The sequence below is a fragment of the Halobellus marinus genome, assembly GCF_032113415.1.
GTDB lineage: Archaea > Halobacteriota > Halobacteria > Halobacteriales > Haloferacaceae > Haloquadratum > Haloquadratum marinus.
Genome location: NZ_CP134946.1, coordinates 2,020,136 through 2,042,987, shown reverse-complemented (window position 1 = coordinate 2,042,987; position 22,852 = coordinate 2,020,136). Strand labels below are relative to the sequence as shown.

The following is a 22,852-nucleotide window of genomic DNA, read 5'->3' as shown; positions in this document are numbered from 1 at the left end:
GATGCGAGTGAACGGAATCGTGCTCGGCGTGGTGGTCGGAATGGTGCTTCTTGCGGGAGTCGCCGCGCCGACCACGGCACAGTCGGGCGACGACGCGAGTTCGATCTGTCCGGGCACTGCGGGAGACAGCCTCGTGGTAGTGCTCCCGGACGGAACGGCAGTACAGCCCGGTGACTCGGCCACGCTATACGCCGGGACGGGGGGCGAACTCGTCCTCTGTTCCGGCGGTGAGTTCGACACCAACCCGACCGGCAGCCGCTGGGAGCTGAACGGCGACGCGATCGACGGCATAACGGTGGAGGGAAGCTCGGAGTACCGCTACGAGATCACCATCGCGAACGTGGACGAACGGGTCACCATCGACTTCGGGGCCGACTCGGCTATCTCCGGGCCCTCGGAAGTGAACACCCCCGATATCGAGGCCACGGCGGGAACCCTCGACGTCGTCTCGGTCGGCGGCTCGGGGCCGTACCGGATCTCCTTCGCCGACGAGGACCGGCTGACGAGGTTCCAGGATGCCAACGACACGTACGTGTCGACGGCAGGGGAGATGCGCACGGCAGCGGCGGAGATCAACGCCGACGGCGCCGCCGTCGATCGGGGTCGGATCATAGAACTCGATCAGACGACGGCGTTCCGGGACAGCTACGACACTGTTCAGCGGTCGCTCTTCGCCGCCGCGGCGGCCGGCGACGCGGATGCCACGGCCGCGATGGGGGCGTATGCGGATCACCGGGAGGAGACAGTGACGGCAGTCCAGAACGATCTCAGGGCGGCCAACGAGAAGCTCGGTTCCCGGGCGAGAAACGGGGCAACGTCGCTCCTCCTCAACGTAGTCGGCTTCCTGATCGTCGGCGCCGTCGTCGGCGGCGCACTCGGACGGTACGTGACGGGCAAAATCCTCGGCGAAGTCGCGCACAAGCGGAGCCGGACTTCGGCGGTTGACTTCAGTCCACGCCAGCTAGCAGGACAGTTGGGTGCTGCGGTGCTTCTGCTTCTGGCAGCGACGGGTATCGTATGGTACTTCGGGCTCGTCGATGCACTCGTGGCAGCTCTCAGGGCGGTGATCGGACTATGAAATCGACACGACGGGACGCGCTGACGGCCGGCGGTATCGTATTCGCACTCGCGCTCGCGGGACTCGCGGTGTTCCTGTTTTCGGGGTCTGGGGAGGCAGTGCTGTTCTTCGCTGGGGGGGTTCCGGTGATTCTGCTGGTGGGCGGATTGCTGTGGCACCGCCGCGTCACCCGCTCGTCGAGTGAGACCTCACCGCGGATCGAGTCCCGGAGTCGGGACCTCGCCGACGACCTCGAGGAACTGCTCGAAACCTACGAGCGGCTGGACCGCGAGACGCCGTGGAACCCCTCCGAACACGCCGACCAGATCGAGGATCTCAAACGTGGCGTGGAGAACCGTGGGTTCTCGGTCACTGCCGGAAACGGCGGCTACGACGTCGAGGTCGTCGAGTACCAGATGGGCGAAGGCCAGATCACTCAGTATCAGACGAACGTCGGGAACATCCTCGAAGACCGGCTGCGCGCCGGCTTCAGGGAGTTCGTCGAATCGAAAGTCGGAGAGATGAACGAGGGAATCGAGCGGCTGCGAGACGCGGATCTCCTCGCGGAACCCGAAAGCGAGGCGATGACCGTGGTCGGGGCCGATGCCGGGGAACCCACGGAGTTGACCGAGCGGCTCGAATCCCACCAGGAGGAGTTCAGGGATCGACTCGGCGATGCCGTCGCCCGCGTCCACGACGTCGCGGGAGAGCCCGTCGTCGACAGAGCCACCCTGGAGGCGTACGTCGCCGACGGCCAGTACCGGAAGGCTGCCGACCACGTCATCGAGGTGGCAGCGGAGATCGAGGACGCCGAGCGGTCGGAGTTCCAACAGAAGCGGGCGGAACTCGAAGACCTCATCGAGACGGTGCAGTCGTCGTCAGTGGCGGGGTACGCCTCCGACTCCCAGTTCCAGAAGATCGACGACGCCGAACGGGAGCTGGCCGACCTCGACTCCGCGTTCGATCTCGATCGGCTGGAATCGGAACTCCGGCCGCAGGTGTTGTCGGCGTGTGCCGAGATCATTTCGGATCTCCAGGACGAACTGACAGCATACCTCGGCACCTTCAGCGATGCTGACGCTCCGCCGGACTACTTCGAGCGGCCTGCCGTTCTGGATCGCTCTCCCCGCGAGGAATTGCGGGACGCCCCGGACCTACGGGCGTTCCGGAGCCGCTGGGAAGGGTTCGTGGACGATTTCGTCGCGGCGCTCGACGAGGCCGCCGACCGCGAGGGTGCCATCCTGGCGTACGACGACGCCAGCGGGAAGGTCGAGCGGACGCTCGCGACGGAGGGTGAGGTGACGCCCGGCGAGGTTCCGTACAACCCGGCCGCCCCGATGATGGAACTGTACGCCTACCGCAACGATGACGTGACCTACTTGGAGAGCCGGCCCGCGCTCACGCAGGGTGCCGACGTCGCGGCCCAGGAGTTCGATCTGACCGTCGAGGTCCGACTCGACCCGCCGGAAACCCGCGATGTTACGGTCGAAACGAGGATCAGAGACGAACGCCGACGCCTCACCCGGACCATCGATGGCGCCGGAACGTTCGAGTTCGACCCCCTGCTTGGCGGGAGCGCGACCGTGACCGTCTCGACGGACGACGACCGGTACGGCCGGCGGGAAACGGAGGTCACGCTCGATCGTGACCGGACGGTCGACGTGACACTGGCCGAAGAGACCGCGATCGACCGGCTCTGTGACGGGATGCGTACGGACGCCGAGCTCCTCCTCGACGAGGTAGCCGGCAGGGTCGACGCCCGCTACGACCAGCAGGGATATCTCACCGACGGGATGGACATCGGCGTCCAGGACAAATACCGCCCGTGTGTGCTCGCACTCTGGGCTGACGATGCCGGGCTTTCAGTCCGTGAGGAGAGCGACGGCGTGTTGGTGTACGACAGAGAACGCCTCGAAACGCAGTTGGCGGACCTCATCGATCAGAAACTACCCGACGAGAACGAAATGTGCTACGACGACATCCGGGAACGATACCTGACAGTGCCGGCGAGTGATGAACTCCTCTGCGACCTGCTGCGGCAGGTCGAAACCGAGGTCGACTTCGAGTGGACCGACGAAAAGGTGGTGATCGCCTGATGGCCGCCGACGACCGCGACGGGCGCGCCTACACGACCCTGGGAATCGTCGCCGTCGGGCAGGGCGGCGGCAACATCGCCATCCAGTTTCTCACTCGGAAGGACAACCCCGGGATCGACGAGCGAGTCGTGCTCGTCAACACGAACGACACCGACATTATGCGGAACATCGACCGCAACGAGTCGGACCTCGCGATCGATCGGGAGACGCTCTCCCGCGAGCACGTCGAGACGTTCGGCGGCGCCTCCGTCGGCGTCGGCAACGACTTCTTCGAGGGCGAACGCCTCGCCGAGGAGGACTTCGAGACTATCTTCCGGCCGATAAACAACAAGATCAGCGGCTCTGAGGCGCTGATGTACTCCGTCGCCCTCGGCGGCGGGAGCGGGAACGGGTCGGTCCCGTACATCATCGATCAGCTCTCACAGGGCCCGGATGGCGGAAAGACGGCGGATATGAACGCCGCGTGGCTCGACGGTATCACGCAGTTCGCTCTGGCGGCGTGGCCGTTCGACTACGAGTCCGCCCAGCGACACTACAACGCGATCTGTGGCCTCTCGCGGCTGTTGATGCGCGAGGACGGCGAGCCGAACGCCGATATGACGATCCTCGCGTCGAACACTCGGCTGAAGGAGCTCGCGTTGCAGGACGACGAAGACGACGTCCGACAGGACAGCCGCGGCGACTACGTCGACGACAAGACGCTGGTCAACGAGCGGATCATCGACGCCATCGACCTGTTCATCAGCGCCGGTCGGCTCTCGGAGAGCACCATCGACGTCAAAGACTACGTGGAGAAACCGCAACTCCACGGCGCCTACCACGGGACGTTCGGGACGGCGATGGAGAAACCGACCGGGCTGGACATCGACCTCGCGATCGAAAGCGCCGTCGAGAACGCATTTGTGCCGCTGGATCCCTCGACTGCGAAAGCGGCGTACGTGATCGTCCGCGCGCCCGAACGGAAGATGCAGTCGGGCGAAGTGACGATGGGCCGCGTCGGCGAGGGCTTCGCGAAGTGGAAAGCCGAGAACGGCCTCCGCGGGACAGTCGGGATGGAAACCCTCGCGCAGGCACCCGGCCGGCGCAACAGTATGGACGTGCTCGTCTTCCTGGCCGGCTTCGATCTCGGCCCCCTCTTCGAGGAGTCCTGGGAGTTCTACGAGACGGAGAAAGAGGGCCTCAGACGCGGCGAGTCGACCGATCAGCTCGCCCGGGTCAAACGGATCGAGGAGAACCTCAGACAGTACCGTAACCGGCTGGAGGAGTGACAGATGCGAGGAAACCGTCACCGATCACGGCTCGTCGCAGCGTTCGTGGCCGCCCTCCTCTGTCTCGCGGCTGTCGGGGCCGTCGTGCCGCAGGCTGGCGCACAGAACGGGGCCGTCGACGGCGACATCCGACAGACCGACGCGGGCGGACTGGCGGTCGAAATTCAGAATGGGACCGGGCCGTTCCAGGGCCAAAATGAGACCGTGACGATCAACGTCGCGGGCGCATCGATCGAGCAGGACCGAGCCCCCACCGGCGGCAGTTACACGTACCAACTCGAGGCCGCGCAACTGGCCGACGCGGACACGCTCGCCACCGACGACCTCTCGAATGCGACGGTCACCGTCGAACACGAAAGCGGCGCTAACTTCTCCAGAACGGGACTCGATCTCCGATACGCCCGGTTCGGCGACCGTTCGGGGAGCTTCACCGACGACGGACGGCTCCGGATGGGTTTCGACGTTGCAGTAGGACTCCCGGAAGGAACGACGATCCCCGTAGCCGTCGCGGTAGACGGGACGACGGCGGACGTCGACGGCACGCTCTCGCGATCGGATAACACCTCCGCGGTCGTGATCGATCGGGGGACGCTCGACGACCTCGGCGTTCTCGACGCGCCCCGGGAAGTGACTGTCGAAGGACGGACCGGCTATCTCGACGGCTCGACGACAGTCGACGTCGGGAACGTTGCCGCGGCCGCGACGACTGCCGAGCGGGATTCCGGGCGTCTCTCCCTATCGAACCCGCTTTTCGTCGAAGGGCGGACCTACGTCGTCGACGGACAACCGGCGAACGACGACGGCCAATATCTCGTGACGGTCGACGCCGCAAGCGACGGCGAACTCCGGCTGAACAGTTCGGCGCTGCTTGTCGCCTCCGAGATCGAGGTAACCGTCGAGCGGAAGGGGAACACGCTCCTCGACAGCGAGACAGTGGCGGTCGAATCCAGAGCGCTATTGGCCGACCCAAGCGACGATCGCACGACCGTTTCAGTTCCCGCGCTCGCCGAGGCGGACCGAACGGTCGCCGGCCTGTGGGTGAACACGAACGGGTCGGGCGTCCAGCACTTCGACGCGAGTCTGAATACCTCGACAGGGACGCTGTCTCTCGGAGAGTCAGCGTCGCTTCCGGCGGACACGACCGCACTCCTGATCGAGTTTGCGAACGGGGGATCCGCGTACGCGACGCTCGATAGCGACGGAGGCGGTGGCGACGGCGGTACGGGAGACGGGACGAACGCGGTCACGGGGCCGCTTGGAGGGCTTTTCCAGTCTATCACGTCCGACCTGTTCATCTTCGCTGGGGTCGCCGCCATCTTCGTCCTGGGGATCGTCGTCGGAGCGGTCGTCCTGCGCCGCAACCGCCGTCTCGGCCTCTCACCCAAGATCCCGTTCGTGGGCAGCTCAGGCGGCTCTTCACCCGGAACGTCGCCGGACGAGCCCCCGACGGTGAACGTAACGGTGGACGTCGTCGACGAACAACTCGGCGACTCGTACGCGGGGGCCGAGGCAGTCGTGGCACGAGAGGTCGAATCCGAGGGACGCAATCAGATGAGCGGCGACGCCCGTAGCCAAAGCAGCGGCTTGAGCGGAACTGGACGGCCCGACAGTCAAGGTGGCCGCCGAAACCGTAACCGTGCTAGAGATGGCCGAACCGGCGGCGGGATCCCGGGAAGCACTCGAAGCCAGGGAATCAACACGACGAACGACGAAGAGCGGATCAACCTCACCGGCGGCGAAGGCTCGACCGAACTCGAAGTCGGAACGTGGGCGTTCGAGGTCGTCGAAGCTGACGTGACGATCGCCCGACGGCAGGTCCAATTGGATCCAGGGATCGATCGCGATCGGGTGCCGATTTCGGTGCAGCCTCGCGAGATCAATGTTCGGGTGACCGGCGGACTCGACAACGAGCCGCTCGAGGGCGCTCGCGTCCGTGCCGAACCCGACGTCGGAACGGCCGATCCACCGAAATCGCTACCGACGGATCCCAACGGCCAGGCGGCCTTCCGGATCCCGCGATCAGCCTCGGCCGTCACGTTCGCTGCGGAGTACGATGACCTGCCCGGCGAACAGACAACGGTCCAGGCCGAGCACGCCGCGAAGTCGGGCGCAACCGTGGAACTGACACCGGAACTGGGGACGCTATCGATCGAGACGAGCGTCGGCGACCGTGAGTGGGCGGAGGTCGACGTCGAGGTGACACCCGTCGACGGCGACGCGGTGGCCTACGCGGAGCCGGGCACGATCACGACAGAGGAATCCGCGCAGGCGCGCCAAGAGGTCCCCGTGGGACGGTACGAACTCGCTGCCCACCCACAGATTTCGGGGCTGGAGACCGAGCGAAGCGTCGAGACGGTCACGGTCGAGGCCGATCGGACGACGAGCGTGACACTCTCCATCGACGCCACGTTTTCGCTATCGAACGCACAGCAAAAGCGACAGGCGGCGCTCCGTGATCGGATCGAAGCGCTGAGTAGCGAACCCGATCACGACGTCGCGATTCCGTACTACTACGGGACCGTGCTGTCGGCGGTCCTCGATCTGATCGACGAACTCGAAACGAGTCCCGAGCGCGCGCTCGAAGCGAACGTCGAACCGGGTTCAGCCGTCGATGCGGTGCTCTCGGCGGTCGACGAGGGGATCGGAGCCGTCGAAGGAGCGATGTCGGAGTGGCGGAACATCAAGCTGTTCCGTGGGATCGACGCGACCGTGGTCGAGGCGTCCTGGCAGGGTGACGTCGATCTGGAAACCTTCCTCGACCGCGCTGCCGAAGGTGCCGACCACCAGCGCCGGGCGCTGCGGGATCGGCTCGCCGAGACCGACGAGTTCCTCGATAAGCGGTGGAGCGAGGTCGGCGAAATCGGGCCCGCGCGGATGGTCCACGACGAGATCGGTGATCTGGCCCGACAGTCCGGGGACGTCGACGACGAACTGACGGCCGTCGCACAGGCGTACGTCGGCGTGTGTCTGCTCGATGCGGTCGAAGAGCTGTTCGAACACGACGCGCTTCGAGAGCGGCTCAACAGCGGGGGACACTGAGATGGGTGTCCACAGACTCCTCGGGGCGTTCGTGGTCGCGATGGTGCTCGTCTCCGCGACGGGCGCTGCGGCAACAGCCGCGGCGGCACCGTCCGCAGGAATGGGAGAGTCAGTCGCACCCATCAGCGAACCCGTCCCGGCAACAGAAAGAGCCCGGGAAGCGGTGGCGAGCGACGGCACCGTCGCGCCGCGTGATCGGAGCCAAGTCGAGGCCCCCGTCGACGTCGACGCGCCGGAGACGAGCAACGAGTTCCTCGCGGCGTTCCGCGAACTCTCGGACCGCGAGTCACTGGAGACCTACAGCGAGTTCGAGGTGATCCGGACGCAGGCGATCGTCGCTGTCCAGGCGGGCGAGTTCGACACAGCCGACAGAGAGCGGATGCGCGCGGTGCTGCGAACCCTCGTGCGGTTCGACCAGGCGTACCGCGCTGCGGCCGATGGGGACCTCTCAGGCGGCCTGCAGACCGCCCGGGAGACGCGGGAGACGCTGTCGACGCTCGAATCCGCCGGCGGGACGCAGTACAGTTCCCTGGCCGGCGTGGCGCTGGACCGCTTTTTCCGCTCGCTCGGGGAGCAGTTCGAGGAGCGCTCGCGGCAGGGGATCAGCACTCCGGAGCGGGTCGCCGCCCTGGAACGTGCCGGCGAGGCCTACCGCCTCGGCGGCGAGAGCGAGCGGTTCGCGGAAGTGACAGTCCGGGCAGAGAGCCTCGCGAGCGAGTACGAACGCGACCGCGCGGAGATGAACGAGTCGATCGCGGCGGCACAGGCGTTCGGAGAGCGCTGCGGCGAGACGTGTACGAGCCCCGTCGCCGCCGTCACGTCCCACACCGTCGGCGTGTTCAGCCTCTACAGCGACGCGCGTGCCGCAAACGCCGAAACCAGCGAGGCAGTCCGCATCGCGCAGTCGCACAACCTCGGCGAGCGCACCAGGGAGGTCCAGGCGATCGCCGACGACAGTTCCGGGACGCTGCTCTCGCTTGCGATCGGGTCGGCGCTCGTCGTCTTCGCCTACGCGCTCGTGCTCGCCATCCCCACGATGTTCGTCGCAAGCCGGATGTCCCAGTGGGCGATCGACCGACGGGCGGCGTCGGTCGGTTCGATACTCACACCGCGGCCAGCGGAGGTGACGACCGATGGCGGCGAGTGAACCCGTCCGGGCGCTCGCGGTCGTGCTCGCTGCTATCGTTGCGCTATCGGTCTTCGCAGGCCCGGCCGCCGCAGTGACCGGGAGCGTCGACCTCGACGAAGCGCTGGACAATCAGCAGCGCAGCGAGGACCTCACGTTCACGTTCACCGCCTCCCAGAACGGCAGCGTCGACGCCCCCGATTCAAATCAGTTCCAGGGCGGCGACGTCGTCTTCGAGTTCGACTCGTGGAACGACCTCGATAGCGGCGCGTCGGGATCGTCGTCCGGCTGGACAGTCGAGAACGGCCACACGTACGAGGTCACCTACGAGGCGACGGCGTACTCCGGGGCCAGCGGTAGTGAAGACTGGTTCGTCTCGATCGACTACGACGGCGGCGGGACCGCGGGAAGCGAGACGCTGACACTGAACGTCGACGTCCTCGAACCCGCCTTCGGTGGCACCACGCGCCCGGAGGAGACGGTGACGTTCACCGACGACAACACACAGACCGAAGACCTCGACGTCGAGTTCGAAAACACCGGACAGGGCGTGATGGTGCCGGAGTCGGTTTCGGTCGACAGTTCGCCCAGCGGGGTCGACGTCTCGGTGGATTCCCTTTCCGGACAGGTCGACGCCGGCAGCACCGGCACTGCATCGCTGGATGTAAGTGTCGATCCGTCGGTGTCCGAAGGCACCTACACGATATCGGGGACGATCACGGACAATCTGGGGAAGAGCCAGTCGTTCGATGCCGATATCGATGTGCAAAAGCCCCCGGTCCTCGCCGCCGACGACGTCGACGTGGGCGGCGTGCTGCGCGGCCAGTCCGAGACGGTCGAACTCACTGTCACCGAGACCGGCGGGTTCGAGGGGATCGACGGCGTCAGCGTGAACGTCGTGGGGACCGACGAGGACGGCTCCGTCGACGTCGAGGGCGCCGGGTTCGTCAGTACCGACGCGGGCGGCAGCGACACGGTCGACGTCGAGGTGACCGCGAACAGCGACGCACCGCAACACGCGGACCTCGACTGGCAGATCGAGCTGACGCCCGACGACCCCGACAGCCCGACCGAGACGATCAACGTCGACGGCGAGGTGTACTACCCGGCGAACCTCGGCTCCGTCGACGGACAGGGCGCACAGAACGTCTTCGACGTCCCGCGCTCGGAGGCCGACGTGCAGGTGACAGAAACCACTGTCAGCTTCGAGAACACAGGCGATCTGGATATGGAGGTGACGGACGTCTCCGCGAGCACGGACTCGCCCGACGTCGAGGCCAGCATCGAGGACGCTCCCGACACCGTGGGGGGCCTCTCGACCGGAGACGCGACCGTCGTGCTGGCAGCCGATCCCGACGCCGCCGAAGGCAGCCATTCCTTTACCGTCGACGTCGACACCGCCTCCGCCGGATCGGGATCGATCACGCGCGAACTCACGATCGACCACGTGCCGGAACTCGGCGTCGACCGGGAGACCGTGGATCTGGGCGACGTCACGGTGACGAACCGGCAGACGACGAGCGTCGACGTCTCGGAGGTGCTGGAATACGAATCGGTGCCGGACGTCGAGGTGACGCGCGTTTCGGGGCCCGATCAGTATCTGACGGTGGCCGAACAGCCGACGGAACTCGACGCCGGCGAATCGGCGCCGCTCGTGTTCGCCATCTCGTTCGACACGTCGGCCGAACTCTACGAACAATACCGGTGGGAGTTCGAGGTCAGCGGCGAGGGCGTCGAGACGCAGACGGTGACCGTGATCGCGCGGCCGACGCCCTTCATCGACAATATCTCCGAGCGCCTTTCGACGTACGAGGGCGGCTCGGGACCGCGCGCGGCGACGGCCAGCGGGATGAGTGAGGCTCTCGGCAGCCTCGAATCGCAACTCAGAGACGGACAGGAGGTCCCGGAAGGCGACCTCACGGAGACCATCGCCGCCGGCGAGACCGCCCTGTTGTTGCTTGAGTCACTCGACGCCGCCGACGCCGCGCGGTCGGAGAACGGGCCGGAAGCATCCCAGGAGGACGTCCTTCGAGCCCGAGCGACCCTGAACGCGATGACGGAGTACGTCGACCGCATCGAGTCCGAGCCCGTCGGCGCCGCCGCGGGCGAGTCGCTGGCGGCCGCACGGACGGCGACCGACGAACAGGTCACCGCCCAGGAGGAGTACTACCGCTCGCAACTGCAGGGAGACAACGGCGATCCCACGACGCTCCAGCGGGCGAACGCGAACCGTCAGCTCGCCCGGCTGGCAGAGATCCAGGGCGAAACGGAGCGGGCGGCAGAACTGAACAGCAAGGCCTCGGCAGCCTTCGAGACGTATCTCTCGCAGGTCGACGAAGCTGCGAGCGACGTCGAAACGGCGCGAACGACCCGGGCGTCGATCCGGGAGAGCGCCACCCTCGTGCTCTTCGAGCAGCCGCTCGTCTTGAACCCGGCGCGGCTCGATCCGATGTCGGCGAAGATAGAGCGGATGGACGCAGCCTACGCCTCGGCAGCCGAGACCTACGCCGCTGCCGGCGCGACCCAGGAAGCCGACGCAGTACGCACAGAGCGCACAGCGGCGAGCCAGCGTCTCCAGCTCACGCAGTACGGCCTGTGGGGTGCGACCGGGTTCTACGGCCTCATCGTCGCTGGCTTCCTCCTGAACACGGGCCGGAACCTCTACGCCTATCTGCAAGACAGACGGACCGTCCAGCTGGGCGCCGAGCTGCAGTGACTCGGTGGGTCACGCCCGATTCAGGACCGTTCGAAGGGCGTCGAGAGCGTACCGGGCTCCGTCGGTTCGATCGTCGCTTCGGGATCGTCGCCAGCGTCGACGGACCACGCTGCGGCGTCGGCTGACCGATCTCCCGTGACGACAAGCGTCGCCGTCATCGATTCCGCCGCCGATTCGTCGCTGTCTGTCCTGTCGTCACCGGCTGTCGCTTCGCTGTCTGTCGCGTTGTCGCCGGGTGTCGCTTCGCCGCCTGTCGCGTTGTCGCCGGCCGTCGGATCGTCGGCGAGAGAGGCGACCACCTCGACGGGGAGTTCGATCGCTTCGGCGTCCGTCGTGCATTCGATGCGGTGCGTCGCCGACTCGCCGGGCGGGATCCCCGCGAGCGTCGACGCCGAGTAGAGATACTCGTCGGGGACGTCGCCTTTCGCCTCCACCCGGACGTCGAGCGGCACGTCGCTGTCGTTGTCGACTCGGAGCACAACGTTGGTGTCTCGATCCCCGAGGACGTCTATCGCCTCCACTGCGACGGATACCGGAATCGACGCGCGTTCGCGGACCGGTGCGAGCGTGCGGATCGGCCGGTTGCGACCCTCGACCCCGACGAAGGTCAAAGACGGATCCTCCGCAGGGGTCCCTTCGTAGGTGGTGGCTCCGTATCCGACCGCGTCCGGAGAGACCTCGAAGTCATCGAAGGTGGCGCTCCGCGAGAACCCCCGGGAGCCGATCTCGACGACCGAACACGCCCGATCGCGATCATTCCGAACCGCCACGCAGACGTCCGTCTCGGTGGCGCGTTCGGACAGGACGGGCCGGACGACGAGCGACGACGGCTCGACGTCGACGGCCGTCTCGGGCAGCGAGGTCTCGTACTCGTCCGTCCGCGCGGTGATGCCGGGGATCGGCACCGGTGTGGATCCCCAGGCGGCGTGATATCGCAGAACCTGCGTCTCTTGTTCGGCTGGCACAGTCACGTCGATCGTTTCGGTGCCCCCGCCCGACGAGATGGTCACTGACCGCTGTTCCGTCGTCACATTGTCGATCGTCACCGTTTCCTCGACCGCATGTCCCTGCGGAACGGCGTCTGCGTCGAACTCGCGGGACAGGTCGATCGGATCGGGAGCCGTGAGACGGTTTTCGGCCGTGAGGTCGTCTCGCGTTTCCGCAGCCACCGTATCCCGGTCGGCATCCGCCGTCTCCGTGGGCGTCGCCGGCGCTGTCCTGTCCGACTCCGCGTCGGCTGACGATTCGGTCGCCGATGCCGACGACGCCGACGATGCCGGCGATGAGGGGTCGGAGCGATCGGATATCTGTTCGGTCGCCGAGTGTCGGGCCTCGGCTGACCTGTCTGTTGTCGAATCCGGTTGTTTCTCCCCGCCGGCCGAATCCGCGGTCGATCCCGTGGCTGACTGCGACGCATCGGCCTGCGCTCTACTCCTCTCGCCGAGGGCGGCGCGGTCGACCGCGACGACAGTCGTCGCCGCAGTGACCGCCGTCTCAGCCCGAACTTCCGTCCGGCCATCGACCAGTGACGGAATCGCGACCGTCAGTTCGGCACCGGGAGCCAGTGACACGGATCGCTCGAACCCGTCCGGGAGATCGTCGCCCGTGACGCGGAGTGAATCCACAATCCGCACCGAAGCCTCGTTCGAGAGACGGACGTCGACGAACCCCTCCTGGGCCGAAACCGAGAGGGAAAGCGGCTCACTGGGCAGCGTCACCGCTCGGCTGACCGGCTCCCGGGCGTCCGCCGGGACGATCTCGATCGTGTCGGTATCGAGCGGGATCGAGACCGTCCGCGCAAGCGACGACTGACCGGGGTTCGGTACCACGTCCTCGCCGGACGAGATCGTGAGTCGAGGGAGTTCGCTGCCGTCTTCAGTTCCCACAGTAACGTCGAACACTGCAGCTCCGTTCTCGATGGCGTGCCAGTCCGTCTCGACGGCGAGCGGGGACTGCCCGCCGCGGACGGTGAGTGGCTCCGCCGCTCGTGTCTCGTGCGACTGAGCGGCGCTGGGGGCGCCTCCTTCGAGAAACGCGACCGTCGCTGTCGCCGTCCCCGCCGCCGCGTCGGAGAGTGTGAACGTCACCGATGTCTCATCCCCGGCGTCCAGCCGAACGGCCCGAGATTCGGGCTGGAACGTCGCATCGTCGCTTTCGATCCGCACGTCCCCACGCACAGACGAGCCACGGCTCTCGATATCGACGGTGACCGCCTCGCCGACCCGGACGGTCGAATCCCGCACCGTCAGACCGACGGTCGGGAGCGACCCGGTGGGTCGAAAGACCTCGGCCTCGGTGTCGTCGATCCGGCAGGCCAGCGATCCCTCGGTCGTGACGAAGATTCGGCGCTCCCGGCTGCCAGAACGCCGAACCGCCTCGCGGCGGGACTCCCCGGCGTCGAACGTGTTGACTACCGTTACCTCGCCGGTGGCGTCGAGACTGAGGAGTCGGTCCCCGGCGGACGCGTAAAGAACGCCCGTTCCACGCGGGGCCAGCCAGTCGGTCTCCTGTTCGCGCGTCCACTGAATCTCACCGGTAGCGAGTTCGACGCCAGCAAGGCGACCACCACGAAGCGCAACGACGGCTAGACCGTCGAGGGCACCAACCGCAGTGATCGCCCCGTCGAGGTCGACTTCCGTCCGGAGCCGTCCCCCGGTATCGAAGACGGTCAGATACCACGAGGCACTGGCCAGAAACCGGCCATCACGCCCGGCCAGGTGGATTCGGTCGCTGACCTCAGCGTGCTTCCGGTCGGTACGGAACCGTATCGACCCGTCGTGAGCATCGAGGCCGACGAACTCGCCTGCGGCCGTCGCCGCGAGCACAATCGAGTCGCCAGGGAGCGAACAGAGCGCCTCGACGCCGGCGATGGTTGCGTCCCACGCCGGGTCGCCGTCGAGCGTGTACGCCTGGAGTCGCGAACTGACCCCCACGTACAGCAGGGGATCGACGGCGAGCCCTCGTGGTCGTTCCCCGATACGGATCTGTCTCGACTCCTCCGCGTCGGCTGTGAGTAGGGTGACGTCGCCGGATACCGAGCCGAGCGCGATCCGCGCGTCGCCGACGGCCGAGCGGACAACCGAACCCGTATCGACCGACCGGACCGGCTCATACGCGTCCGCAACGTCTTCGTCTCCTCGCCCGCTCACGGCTGTCGCCCCCGCTCGGCGGCCGGTCTCCCCGCGGCTGCGAGTTCGGCGGCATTCGCCGGCCTTCGATCACTCGACATAGGGGCACCTGTATCGTGGAGTGATAAAAAGTCAACTCCCTTAGGGGCCGGTAGCGGCGAAACTGTCCGTAGCCAAGACGATCACGACCAGGAGGAATCCGCCGACGGCAGCCGCGAGTGCCGTCGCCGCGGCGACCGCTCGAACCCGGTTTTGCCCCCGCTCCCCGGTCGGTTCGACCGCGACCTCGTACTGCGCGACGGTCGTCCGGAGCGTCTCCCGTGCGGCATCCTCGCCGGCGGCCGCGACGAGCGCGGAGAGCGCGTCCGTTGCCCGTTCGGCCTGAGCACGCGCGGTATCGGGGATCTGCTCCAGAGACGACTCGGCGCTGGGGTCGTCTCGCGCCACTCCGGTCCAGAAGACGGCGCCGAGCCAGACTACGCCGCCGGCGAGGCCGAGGAGGTGGAGCGGAAGGCGCTCCGGGGAGAACGGGACCACACCGGGCCAGAACGCCCCCGCGAGGAGGCCGAAGATGAGCGCACCCGGCAGGGCAAACCGGAGTGTCCGTCGGAATTCCCTCCGGTCAGCGGCCGATTCTCCGGTCCGGACGAGTCGGCGATCGAGGTCGCTGACTGGCTCGCTCCCGCTATATGCTACGCTGAGGGCCGTCGGGACGTCGACCCCCGACGCTGCTTCGGTTTCCTCGGCAAACGATTCGGTAGCTCTTCGGAAGGCGTCTACTGCGGCCTCCGCCCGCCGCCGGTCGAGCCACGCGTGGAACTCCGGGCCGGGCGCTACGCCGTCGGCCTCCCGGGAGGGTCGAACGTAGACGTCCGCGCCGGCGATGGTCTCGACGTCCGGCGTTTCAGTGACCGCGACGGCGTACTCGGGATACGTCTCCCGGAGATAACCGAGCGTCGCGGCCGCAGTCTCGTAATCCGGGACGAGCAGGTCGATCCCGCCGATCGCATCGACCGCTCCGCGGAGGTCCGCAGGGTCGAGCGAACTCGCCGCGAGGTCGCTTTCGACCGCGGCGAGTGCATCCCGCTCGAAGGCGGACCCGTCGGCGATGGCATCGAACAGTGCCTGCGTCCCGCCGATTCCGTGCTGGATCGTCCAGTCACGACTGTCGGCGACCTCCTGAACGTGTTCGACCAGTCGAGCCAGGAGATCCTCGTCGCCGTCGGCCTCGTAGGTCGCGACGAACTGCTCCGGACTCCGACGGTGGATCGTCACCTGTTCGCGGACCAGCCCCGCACCCGGATCGTAGAACATCGCGACACCGGCGTTGAACTCACGCTTGATCCGGTCGAGCCGTCGGTCGGGCGGTTCCCCTGCGGAGTCGTACACCGGGCGTCCGCCGCTGCCGTAGATGCGGAATCGGCTCATCAGAGACCCCCTTGGTTACTCGTTGATTCGCTCCATAAACTGCCGCGCGCCCTTGAGTACCGAGGCGGGCCCGCTCGTGTCGATTCGGAGTTCGTCCGTCCCCGCGGGTTCGTCGTTTTCGATCTCGTACCACAGCAGAAACAGCGGGTCCGCGTCGCGCCCGCCGAAGACCTGGTTGATCGCCCCGGTCTGCTCGCGGACGATCTCGTCGCGGACGTGTTCACAGAAATCTTCGTATGCGTCCGCTTGCGGGAGTTCGTCGGGTGATTCGGCCGCCTCGAAGTCCTCGAGCATCCAGTCGGCCATCGTGCCGACGATGACGATGTCCTTCTCGGGGTAGACCGACCGAAGCGACTCGTACCACAGGAGGTAATTTTCCAGGTCCTCCCGGTCGGGACCTTTGATCGCGTAGGTCTGCCCATTGTACTCGATCGGCCGGATGTCGGTCCAGCGGTGATCGTCTATCTCGTCGGGTGTGACGACCCTGTCCTGCAGATAGTCGGGGACGGTCTCACGGTCGATGACCGGGGCGACGAAGTCATCGAGCGGGAGCGTCAACACGATCCGGTCGGCGTTGTGAACACAGCCCCGCACGCCAGGAATCATCTGGTCTTGGTTGGCCGCCTCGCGGACGGCCTGGGTCGCCTGTTCCCAGGATGACTTCGGATCGAGACCGGTGTTTTCAGCTCCCCCGTCGGATCCCCCGAAGAGCCGACTGCCGTCGTCGGTGTGGTCGCCGAACGTGCGGCCGTTCTCCCCCCTCCCGAAGTCCCCACCGGCGTCCGGAATCGGGTCGGATTCAGGGCTTCCAACGTCGCCGCCGAGAGACTCTGACGTCTCCTCGGGATCGTCATCGAACGGCGCGTCCCACTCGCCGCCGTCGTCATCGACCGCCGCAGACGTCCCGTCCGATTCGTCGTCCTCCCCAGTATCGGAGAAGGGTACATCGAAATCGGATGGATCGCCGCCGTCGGCGACCAGTTCGGCTTCCTGGCCCTGTGCGATCCGCCGCGCCTCCGCGACGACCTCGTCGAGGATCTCACCGAGGACTTCGCCGGGGTAGTCGACGGCGCTGAATCGGACGCGGGTCGGGAGGAACCGCCCCCACGAGTACGGGAGTTCCAGCAGCGTCGGCTGACTCCCCCGGGCGTTCCGGGACCCCGGCTGGACCGACGACGACGTCGGATCCGGGAACTGGCCGTTCTCGATGCGCTGGCGCAACGTGCTCACGCGGTTTGCCGCCTGTCCATCGGGATCGACGTGGTCCCGGATGTAGAGGTGGATCCCGCCGAAGACGGCGCTTTTGCCGCTCCGTTTGGGGCCGATCATAATGACGTTGAGATTGCGTTCGTACGTTGTGAAGTACCGCAGCGACGGGAGGAGCACGGCAGCCCCGATGAAGTGCGCATAGGCGTTTGTCCCGTCCAGTCCCTCGAAGACGAACGGGCGGAACACGATCCCATCAGATACCGCCAGGACGGGGCTCTGATAGGCCACGTGCGCCTCGATGAGACCGAGAGCGACGAGCACCGCAGCGAGACGGAACATAATCCGGGGAATCTTCGGATACTCGCGGGGTTTCGTCGCGAGGCTATCGGGGGTGACCCCGCCGGCCCAGAGCGTGATGCCGGCCGCGACGAGCGCGGTGAGGACCGTGTTCGGGCCGAAACTTGTCGCCAGCGGCTCGATGAAGACACCCCGCGGGAGGAAGATCGTCGGGATTGCGACAAGCGTGGCGAGTGCGATGACGGCGCCCTGAACGTACTTGAACGAGTCCAGAAGCAGCCCGACGACGAGGCCGACGAACACACCGAGCGGGATGTAGTAGAAGAACGTCGCCGAGACGCCCACGGCGTTCATCGCCCCCCGCAGGGCGTTCCGTGAGAGCCCCCACGACCCCCACGCGGTCGCCAGCAGTTCGATGACTAAGACGCCTGCAGCGAGGAGAAGACCGATCGAGAGAAAGAACAGAAGCCGGCGCTGTCGCCTGTTTTGCGGTGTCAACGACGGGAATAGTGCCATACGTATATGAATATCGGGTGATATAATAAAAGCCTCCCTACGAAGTGAAACCACCCCGGCCTTACCTGGAGGCTCCGAAACGGCCCACAGAATCCGATCGGGACCTCGCTCAGAGGGACTGCAGGACGTCCTCGTATCCCTCACCGTCCTTCTCGTCGGAGACGGGGAGTACCCGCCCGCGGCAGTCGCTGCCCAGCCGCAGCAGTTCGGTGCGGAGGAACTGGAGGAACTGGCCGTCGTCGAAGGCTTCGGCCGAGTGAAGCGCGAGGGCCAACTCGCCGCCCGTCGCGACAACGTACACCTCCGGCATCGACGCCCCAGTGCACGCCGAGACGATTCCGTCGTAGACGCCGCCGCCGTCGTCTTCCCGACTGCCGTCCCTGCCGGTGTAGTCCCGGTTTCGCACCCACGATTCGTCGAAGTCAGCGCCCTCCTCGATCAGCGACTCCCGGAGCACGTCCGACATCGGCGCCAGCAGCAGGATGACGTCCGCGCGAACGAGACGGTCCAGATGCGCCCCTCCCGAACGGCGGAGCAGCGACTGCACGGATCCCGGCGCTGCGAGCAGGAGATGGCGACGGAACGCGAACCAGAGCCGCGAACCCAGCGAGGAGCGGCGCTCAGCGACCTCGGACATCGCGTCGGCGTCGGCCGCCGTTACCGGCCTGATGTTGTCGTAGGACACCTCCCGGCGCCGGGCGAAGAAGCCGTTCCCGGGACGGAACTCGAAGGCGACCCGGCCAGAGATTCGCGGGAGCGACGCTTCCTGGCTCCGGGCGGCGTTCAGAACGTCGCCGCCCTCCAGTGAGGTCGCCTCGTACCGCCTGTTGCGGTCCGCCGTGTCGTAGAGACCGCCCAGGAAGCGAGCGACGGTCTCCTCGTCGGGCGAGGAGATGACCACGTCCGTGACGTCGGAGTACCGCGTGAAGTAGCCCAACAGATACACCAGGGCGAACACGGAGCCCAGGTCGACAAGCGGCGTCAGCGGCCCTCCGGCCACCTGGTCGATCGTCGGCGTGTTCTCGACGACGACGATCGGGCTCTCGTAGGTGAGGTACCGCTCGACGAAACCCACGATCGCGATGCCGGCGACGACGGCGTAGAGCGCCCGGGCGGCGTTCGGAAACGCGGTCCGGCCATCGCCGAGGAGCGGCGGCGACGCGCCGACCCCGACCACGACGACACCGAGTGCGACCCCGACGACCGCCGGGACCGGATGCGAGAGGAAGTCGATCCGCCACCGTCCCAGCACGACCAGCGTGGGAACGAACACGAACACGACGGCCGCCAGGAGCAGCACGCCCTGGACGTGCTTGTCGTCGTCGAGCGCGAACGCGACGACGAGCGTGACCGTGAACAGGGCCGCGAAGACGACGACCCCGGTGATGCCCCAGCCCATCGTGCGGCCGAACCCGTGGACGAGATGGTAGACGAGGCCGTGATCGTCCCACGCCGCGATCAGCATCCGCGACGCCAACGCCGTGGCCACGAGGATGGCCACGAGCGCCCCGGCGAGCCGGAGCGCCACGGCCCGTCGCGAGTCCGACCGCGTCATTATTCGTCGGCCGTGAGATCGATCGTGCTACGGAAGGTCCGCTCCCCAACGTGATCCTCGAGTAAGGTCTCGACCATCTCCTCTTCGGTCGCATCGAGGAGCGTGTACAGATCCTCGGGATCGTCGAGGTTCAAAAGGAAGTCGCGGTAGACGAACCCACCCTCACCGTCTCCCCCGATGGTGTGGTCAGTCCCGTCGACTCCGTGGACGTGTCGGATGCGGACCGCCTCGCGAAGTTCCTCCCGCTGGGACTCATAGGAGTTCTTGTAGCCCCGGTTCGGCTGGAGGATCGCTCGAATGTTGTCCAGGAAGACGCCGCCGACGAAGGTGACCATCGAGAGGTCCCACGGGGCCCCGAAGCCGATCGACTCGTGGCTGTACCCGTTTGCGTTGCTCTCGAAGTGGAGCTTCGATTGGTCGAACGTCTCCTGAACCTGCTTGAAGATCGGGTGGCCGGGGTTCTGCTGGTCGGTCTCGAACGTCCGGCTCATAAACACGTTCCCGATGTAGTGGCCGTCGTAGACGGTGTTGCGGACGTCGGCGTAGTCCCCGCTGGCGCCGGTCTTGATCTCGATTCGGCGGCGCTGGAGACCGAGCGTCTCGTTGTTCTCGACGACGTTCTCCGCGAACTGCTCGAAGTGCGATCGGATCTTCTGCATCTCCTTGGAGTCGCTCCGGTCCCAGATTCGCGAGGCGGCGATGTCCTCGTACTGGAGCAGGCCGGACTGATCTTCCGACTTCGTCTTCTTGAGGTACGGACTCTCGGAACTGGACACGTAACTCGTCGTGTCGCCGGAGTCCGGACGGTCGGGGCCGGTGTCGGAGAAGGAGTCGTCGTGTTCCATCACGATCTCCCGGAGGTCCTGGTAGATGGTGGTGCGCCGGTCGGTCTCCTCGATCCGGTCTTGGAGAGCCGCACGTTTCGCCTCGACGGGGCCGAGGAACGCGTCGTCGAGCGCGCGGTGGACGATCCCCTCGTCCCGGTAGCCGCTCCCGTCGGCGAGCAGTGCGTCGAACACGTCCGCGGCCGAGTCTTCGTCCAGTCCCGTGGAGAGTCGCTCGCGGAGTTCGTCGGGCGCCTCGCCCGCGTCGCCGGGCCACTCCAGATCGAACCCGTCGCCGTTCCACTGCGTGCGGTACTCCTCGACGGTCTCCGCGACGTCGAACTCGCCGATCGTCGACTCGAACTCCGAGATGACGGACTCCAGACGGCGATCGCGCTTCTCTTCGAGGTCCGCGGCGACGTCGCCGAAGAGGTCCTCGGCCGCCAACGAACACTCGAAGTCCTGCTCGAAGTTCCCACGCTCGGCCGTCGGCTCGATGGTGACGAGGTCACGATCGACGCCGTCGAGGTAGCCGACGTACTCGTCCTGCAGTTCCTCTTTCTTGCCGAGGAGGTCACGAACGAACCCGGTGTTGTTCAGTTCGTGCCACGTCTCGTAGGCCTTCTTGGTGTACTTGACCGTGTCTTCGATCGCGGTCCGGTCGACGGGATCGAGGCCGACCTTCTGGAGCCGATCGTTGAGGAGCCCGAAGTCGAATGAGAAGGCGTTCGCCGGGATCTCCGAGGGATCGTTCGCGTTCGTGATCGTCCGGAACACGTCCTTGAGATCGTCCTGCAACTGCGACAGCTGGGACTCGATCTCGTCGGCGTGGTTCTGCAGTTCGACGAGAAGCTCCATATCGTCGGCGACGGCGTCCTGCCACGACTCCGCGCGGTGGTCCCGCATCGTCTCCAGGTCGGATTCGAGGTCGGTCAGCAGGTTCAGGTTGCGCTCGTGGCTGTCGGTCTGCTGTTCGAGTGTGTTGATGCGATCCGCGAGGCTCATCCCGCCGACCCAGCCGTCCCGGTCCGTGTGGATAGCCGAGTTCAGCGCCTCCCGAACCTCGTCTTCGTCGATGATCTTGATGACTCGCAGCAGGTTCGCCCGGAGTTTTATCGCACGGAGTTCGTCGCGGAACACCTCGGCCAGTCGCCGCTCGTCGGGCTCGGCGGGGTACTTGTCGTCGACGGGTTTGAGATTCTCCACCCGGTCGGGGAGGGTGGTGACGAGGTGCTTTTTGAACTCCTCGTCGGAGAGATCCGAGGTCTGCTCGCGGTGCGTCTTGACCCACCCCCCGAGTTGATCGCGCCAGTCCGCCAGCGCCTGGTTGTTGACGTGGCCGAACGTCTGTTCGTCCTCGATCCACGACTGGAGTTCGTCGAGGCGGTTGCGGAGCGCACTCGCCTCCTCGCCGCTGAGCGAGAACTGATCGTCGTTGACGTTCAGCCCAGCCTGCTGGGCCTTCTCCAGCGCGTCGCCGACGTCGCCGCTCCACTCGTCGATGAAGAACTCGTGCAGCGATTCGTACAGCGACAGCTCCGCATCCAGCGCCGCCCGCTTTTCCTTCCTGTACGTTTCGATGTTGCTCGCGATCTCACGGATGTCGCCCACGTCGTACCGGAGGATCTGGGGGACGGCGACGGTGAACGGCGCGTAGGCCTTCGGGATCCGGTTCGGTTTGCTCTCGTCGAGGAAGCTGGAGAAGTTGTTCGACGTCGCCTCGCGGGCGACGATGGTCTGGACGAGTGCGTCGTGGAACGTCTCGCGGTTCTCCAGGTCACGCGCGGGGCCGAACGGGACCACGACGATGTTGGTGAAGGGGTTGTCCCCCTGGAGCGCCAGATACTCGAGTTCCGACAGCGCAGCGAAGGCGTTCGCCGTGCGCCGGTCTTTCTCCTGCAGGCCGGGGATCGTCGCGATGAGGTGAACCTCGTCGACCTCGTCGGTGATGAGTTTCGCCAGATCGAGGAACATCCCCGAGCCGGTACCGCCACCGAGACCGACCACCATCGTCGCGGTCTTCCCGTCGATCCGCCGGTGGAGCGCCTCCATCCGACCCTCGTCGGTCCGGCTCGCGTGGAACAGTGCCTTGCTCAGGCCACGGCGACGGAGGACACCCTGAGCGTACCCGTCGGTCAGCATCGTGTCGTTGTTCTCCAGCCACCACGCGTCGATGCGGGCCTTGTTCGCGATCTTCCTGACCGTCGTCTCGGAGGTCAGTCCCGGTCGCGAGATCAGCTCGTTGGGTGCGTCGTCGAGTGGGTTGATGTACTCGAGCTCCGTGCTGACCGTGTCCTCGGGGCGACCGGACTGTCTCGCGATTCGCTTGATCCGGTCGTTGATCTCCTCGACCTGGTTTTCGTCTTTGTCCTGTTCGTTGGTGGCCGTGTCGATGATGAACGCGTTGAAGCCGTCCGGCGTGTTTCCGTTACGCTTCTCGACCCCCTCTTTGAGTATCCAATCTTGGGACAGGTAGTGTTTGACCGTCGTCTTGCCGGCGTTGCCGATGCCGATGATGTTGTCCGGCAGATTGAAGTACCCGCCCTGCCCGCTGTCCCCGTCACTTGACATTAGTTTTCTTTTGAAGAACGAA

The 22,852-nt window shown here is 66.3% G+C and carries 11 protein-coding genes; 6 read left to right on the top strand and 5 right to left on the bottom strand.

Translation table 11 applies throughout. The annotated features are described in order from the left end of the window. Window position 1: 1 nt before the first annotated feature. Genes RJT37_RS10250 through RJT37_RS10225 form a run of 6 tightly spaced genes read left to right on the top strand, consistent with a single transcriptional unit; the run spans window position 2 to window position 11,302 of the window. The gene (locus RJT37_RS10250) at window positions 2-1,078 is read left to right on the top strand and encodes a hypothetical protein (protein WP_313684134.1); all 1,077 of its coding nucleotides are present in this window, start codon (window positions 2-4) and stop codon (window positions 1,076-1,078) included. Continuing rightward, a complete protein-coding gene (locus tag RJT37_RS10245) occupies window positions 1,075-3,153 on the top strand; it encodes a hypothetical protein (RefSeq protein ID WP_313684132.1) in 2,079 nt (692 codons plus the stop codon). The genes RJT37_RS10250 and RJT37_RS10245 overlap by 4 nt, the downstream gene beginning before the upstream one ends. Beyond that, window positions 3,123-4,421: an FtsZ/tubulin family protein gene (locus RJT37_RS10240; protein WP_313684131.1), complete on the top strand. Its 1,299-nt coding sequence runs from the start codon at window positions 3,123-3,125 to the stop codon at window positions 4,419-4,421. Before RJT37_RS10245 ends, RJT37_RS10240 begins: the two co-directional genes overlap by 31 nt. 3 nt (window positions 4,422-4,424) lie before the next feature. After that, window positions 4,425-7,460 carry a hypothetical protein gene (locus RJT37_RS10235; RefSeq protein ID WP_313684129.1) on the top strand — a complete coding sequence of 1,012 codons (3,036 nt, stop codon included), beginning with the start codon at window positions 4,425-4,427 and terminating at the stop codon, window positions 7,458-7,460. A 1-nt stretch (window position 7,461) separates the two neighbouring features. Further along, complete coding sequence (locus RJT37_RS10230; protein WP_313684127.1) at window positions 7,462-8,607, top strand: hypothetical protein; 1,146 nt, start codon at window positions 7,462-7,464, stop codon at window positions 8,605-8,607. After that, window positions 8,594-11,302, top strand: a complete 2,709-nt coding sequence (locus tag RJT37_RS10225) for a COG1361 family protein (protein ID WP_313684125.1) — start codon at window positions 8,594-8,596, stop codon at window positions 11,300-11,302. The genes RJT37_RS10230 and RJT37_RS10225 overlap by 14 nt, the downstream gene beginning before the upstream one ends. A 20-nt stretch (window positions 11,303-11,322) precedes the next feature. Here the strand turns inward: RJT37_RS10225 and RJT37_RS10220 are convergent, their stop codons facing one another. The 5 genes from RJT37_RS10220 to RJT37_RS10200 form a co-directional block, all read right to left on the bottom strand. Continuing rightward, window positions 11,323-14,451 carry a PQQ-binding-like beta-propeller repeat protein gene (locus tag RJT37_RS10220; RefSeq protein ID WP_313684124.1) on the bottom strand — a complete coding sequence of 1,043 codons (3,129 nt, stop codon included), beginning with the start codon at window positions 14,449-14,451 and terminating at the stop codon, window positions 11,323-11,325. Window positions 14,452-14,571: 120 nt separating this feature from the next. Further along, the gene (locus RJT37_RS10215; RefSeq protein WP_313684123.1) at window positions 14,572-15,858 is read right to left on the bottom strand and encodes a hypothetical protein; all 1,287 of its coding nucleotides are present in this window, start codon (window positions 15,856-15,858) and stop codon (window positions 14,572-14,574) included. A gap of 15 nt (window positions 15,859-15,873) precedes the next feature. Then, window positions 15,874-17,880: an ICP22 family protein gene (locus RJT37_RS10210; RefSeq protein ID WP_313684122.1), complete on the bottom strand. Its 2,007-nt coding sequence runs from the start codon at window positions 17,878-17,880 to the stop codon at window positions 15,874-15,876. A 109-nt stretch (window positions 17,881-17,989) separates the two neighbouring features. Continuing rightward, the gene (locus RJT37_RS10205; protein WP_313684121.1) at window positions 17,990-19,435 is read right to left on the bottom strand and encodes a hypothetical protein; all 1,446 of its coding nucleotides are present in this window, start codon (window positions 19,433-19,435) and stop codon (window positions 17,990-17,992) included. Then, a complete protein-coding gene (locus tag RJT37_RS10200; RefSeq protein ID WP_313684119.1) occupies window positions 19,435-22,830 on the bottom strand; it encodes a tubulin-like doman-containing protein in 3,396 nt (1,131 codons plus the stop codon). Before RJT37_RS10200 ends, RJT37_RS10205 begins: the two co-directional genes overlap by 1 nt. Window positions 22,831-22,852: the final 22 nt, after the last annotated feature.

Bases quoted from the DNA above. Each gene is read 5' to 3' on its own strand.
- RJT37_RS10250 (WP_313684134.1), top strand. From the start codon at position 2: ATGCGAGTGAACGGAATCGTGCTCGGCGTGGTGGTCGGAATGGTGCTT.
- RJT37_RS10245 (WP_313684132.1), top strand. From the start codon at position 1,075: ATGAAATCGACACGACGGGACGCGCTGACGGCCGGCGGTATCGTATTC.
- RJT37_RS10235 (WP_313684129.1), top strand. From the start codon at position 4,425: ATGCGAGGAAACCGTCACCGATCACGGCTCGTCGCAGCGTTCGTGGCC.
- RJT37_RS10230 (WP_313684127.1), top strand. From the start codon at position 7,462: ATGGGTGTCCACAGACTCCTCGGGGCGTTCGTGGTCGCGATGGTGCTC.
- RJT37_RS10225 (WP_313684125.1), top strand. From the start codon at position 8,594: ATGGCGGCGAGTGAACCCGTCCGGGCGCTCGCGGTCGTGCTCGCTGCT.
- RJT37_RS10215 (WP_313684123.1), bottom strand. From the start codon at position 15,858: ATGAGCCGATTCCGCATCTACGGCAGCGGCGGACGCCCGGTGTACGAC.
- RJT37_RS10210 (WP_313684122.1), bottom strand. From the start codon at position 17,880: ATGGCACTATTCCCGTCGTTGACACCGCAAAACAGGCGACAGCGCCGG.
- RJT37_RS10205 (WP_313684121.1), bottom strand. From the start codon at position 19,435: ATGACGCGGTCGGACTCGCGACGGGCCGTGGCGCTCCGGCTCGCCGGG.
- RJT37_RS10200 (WP_313684119.1), bottom strand. From the start codon at position 22,830: ATGTCAAGTGACGGGGACAGCGGGCAGGGCGGGTACTTCAATCTGCCG.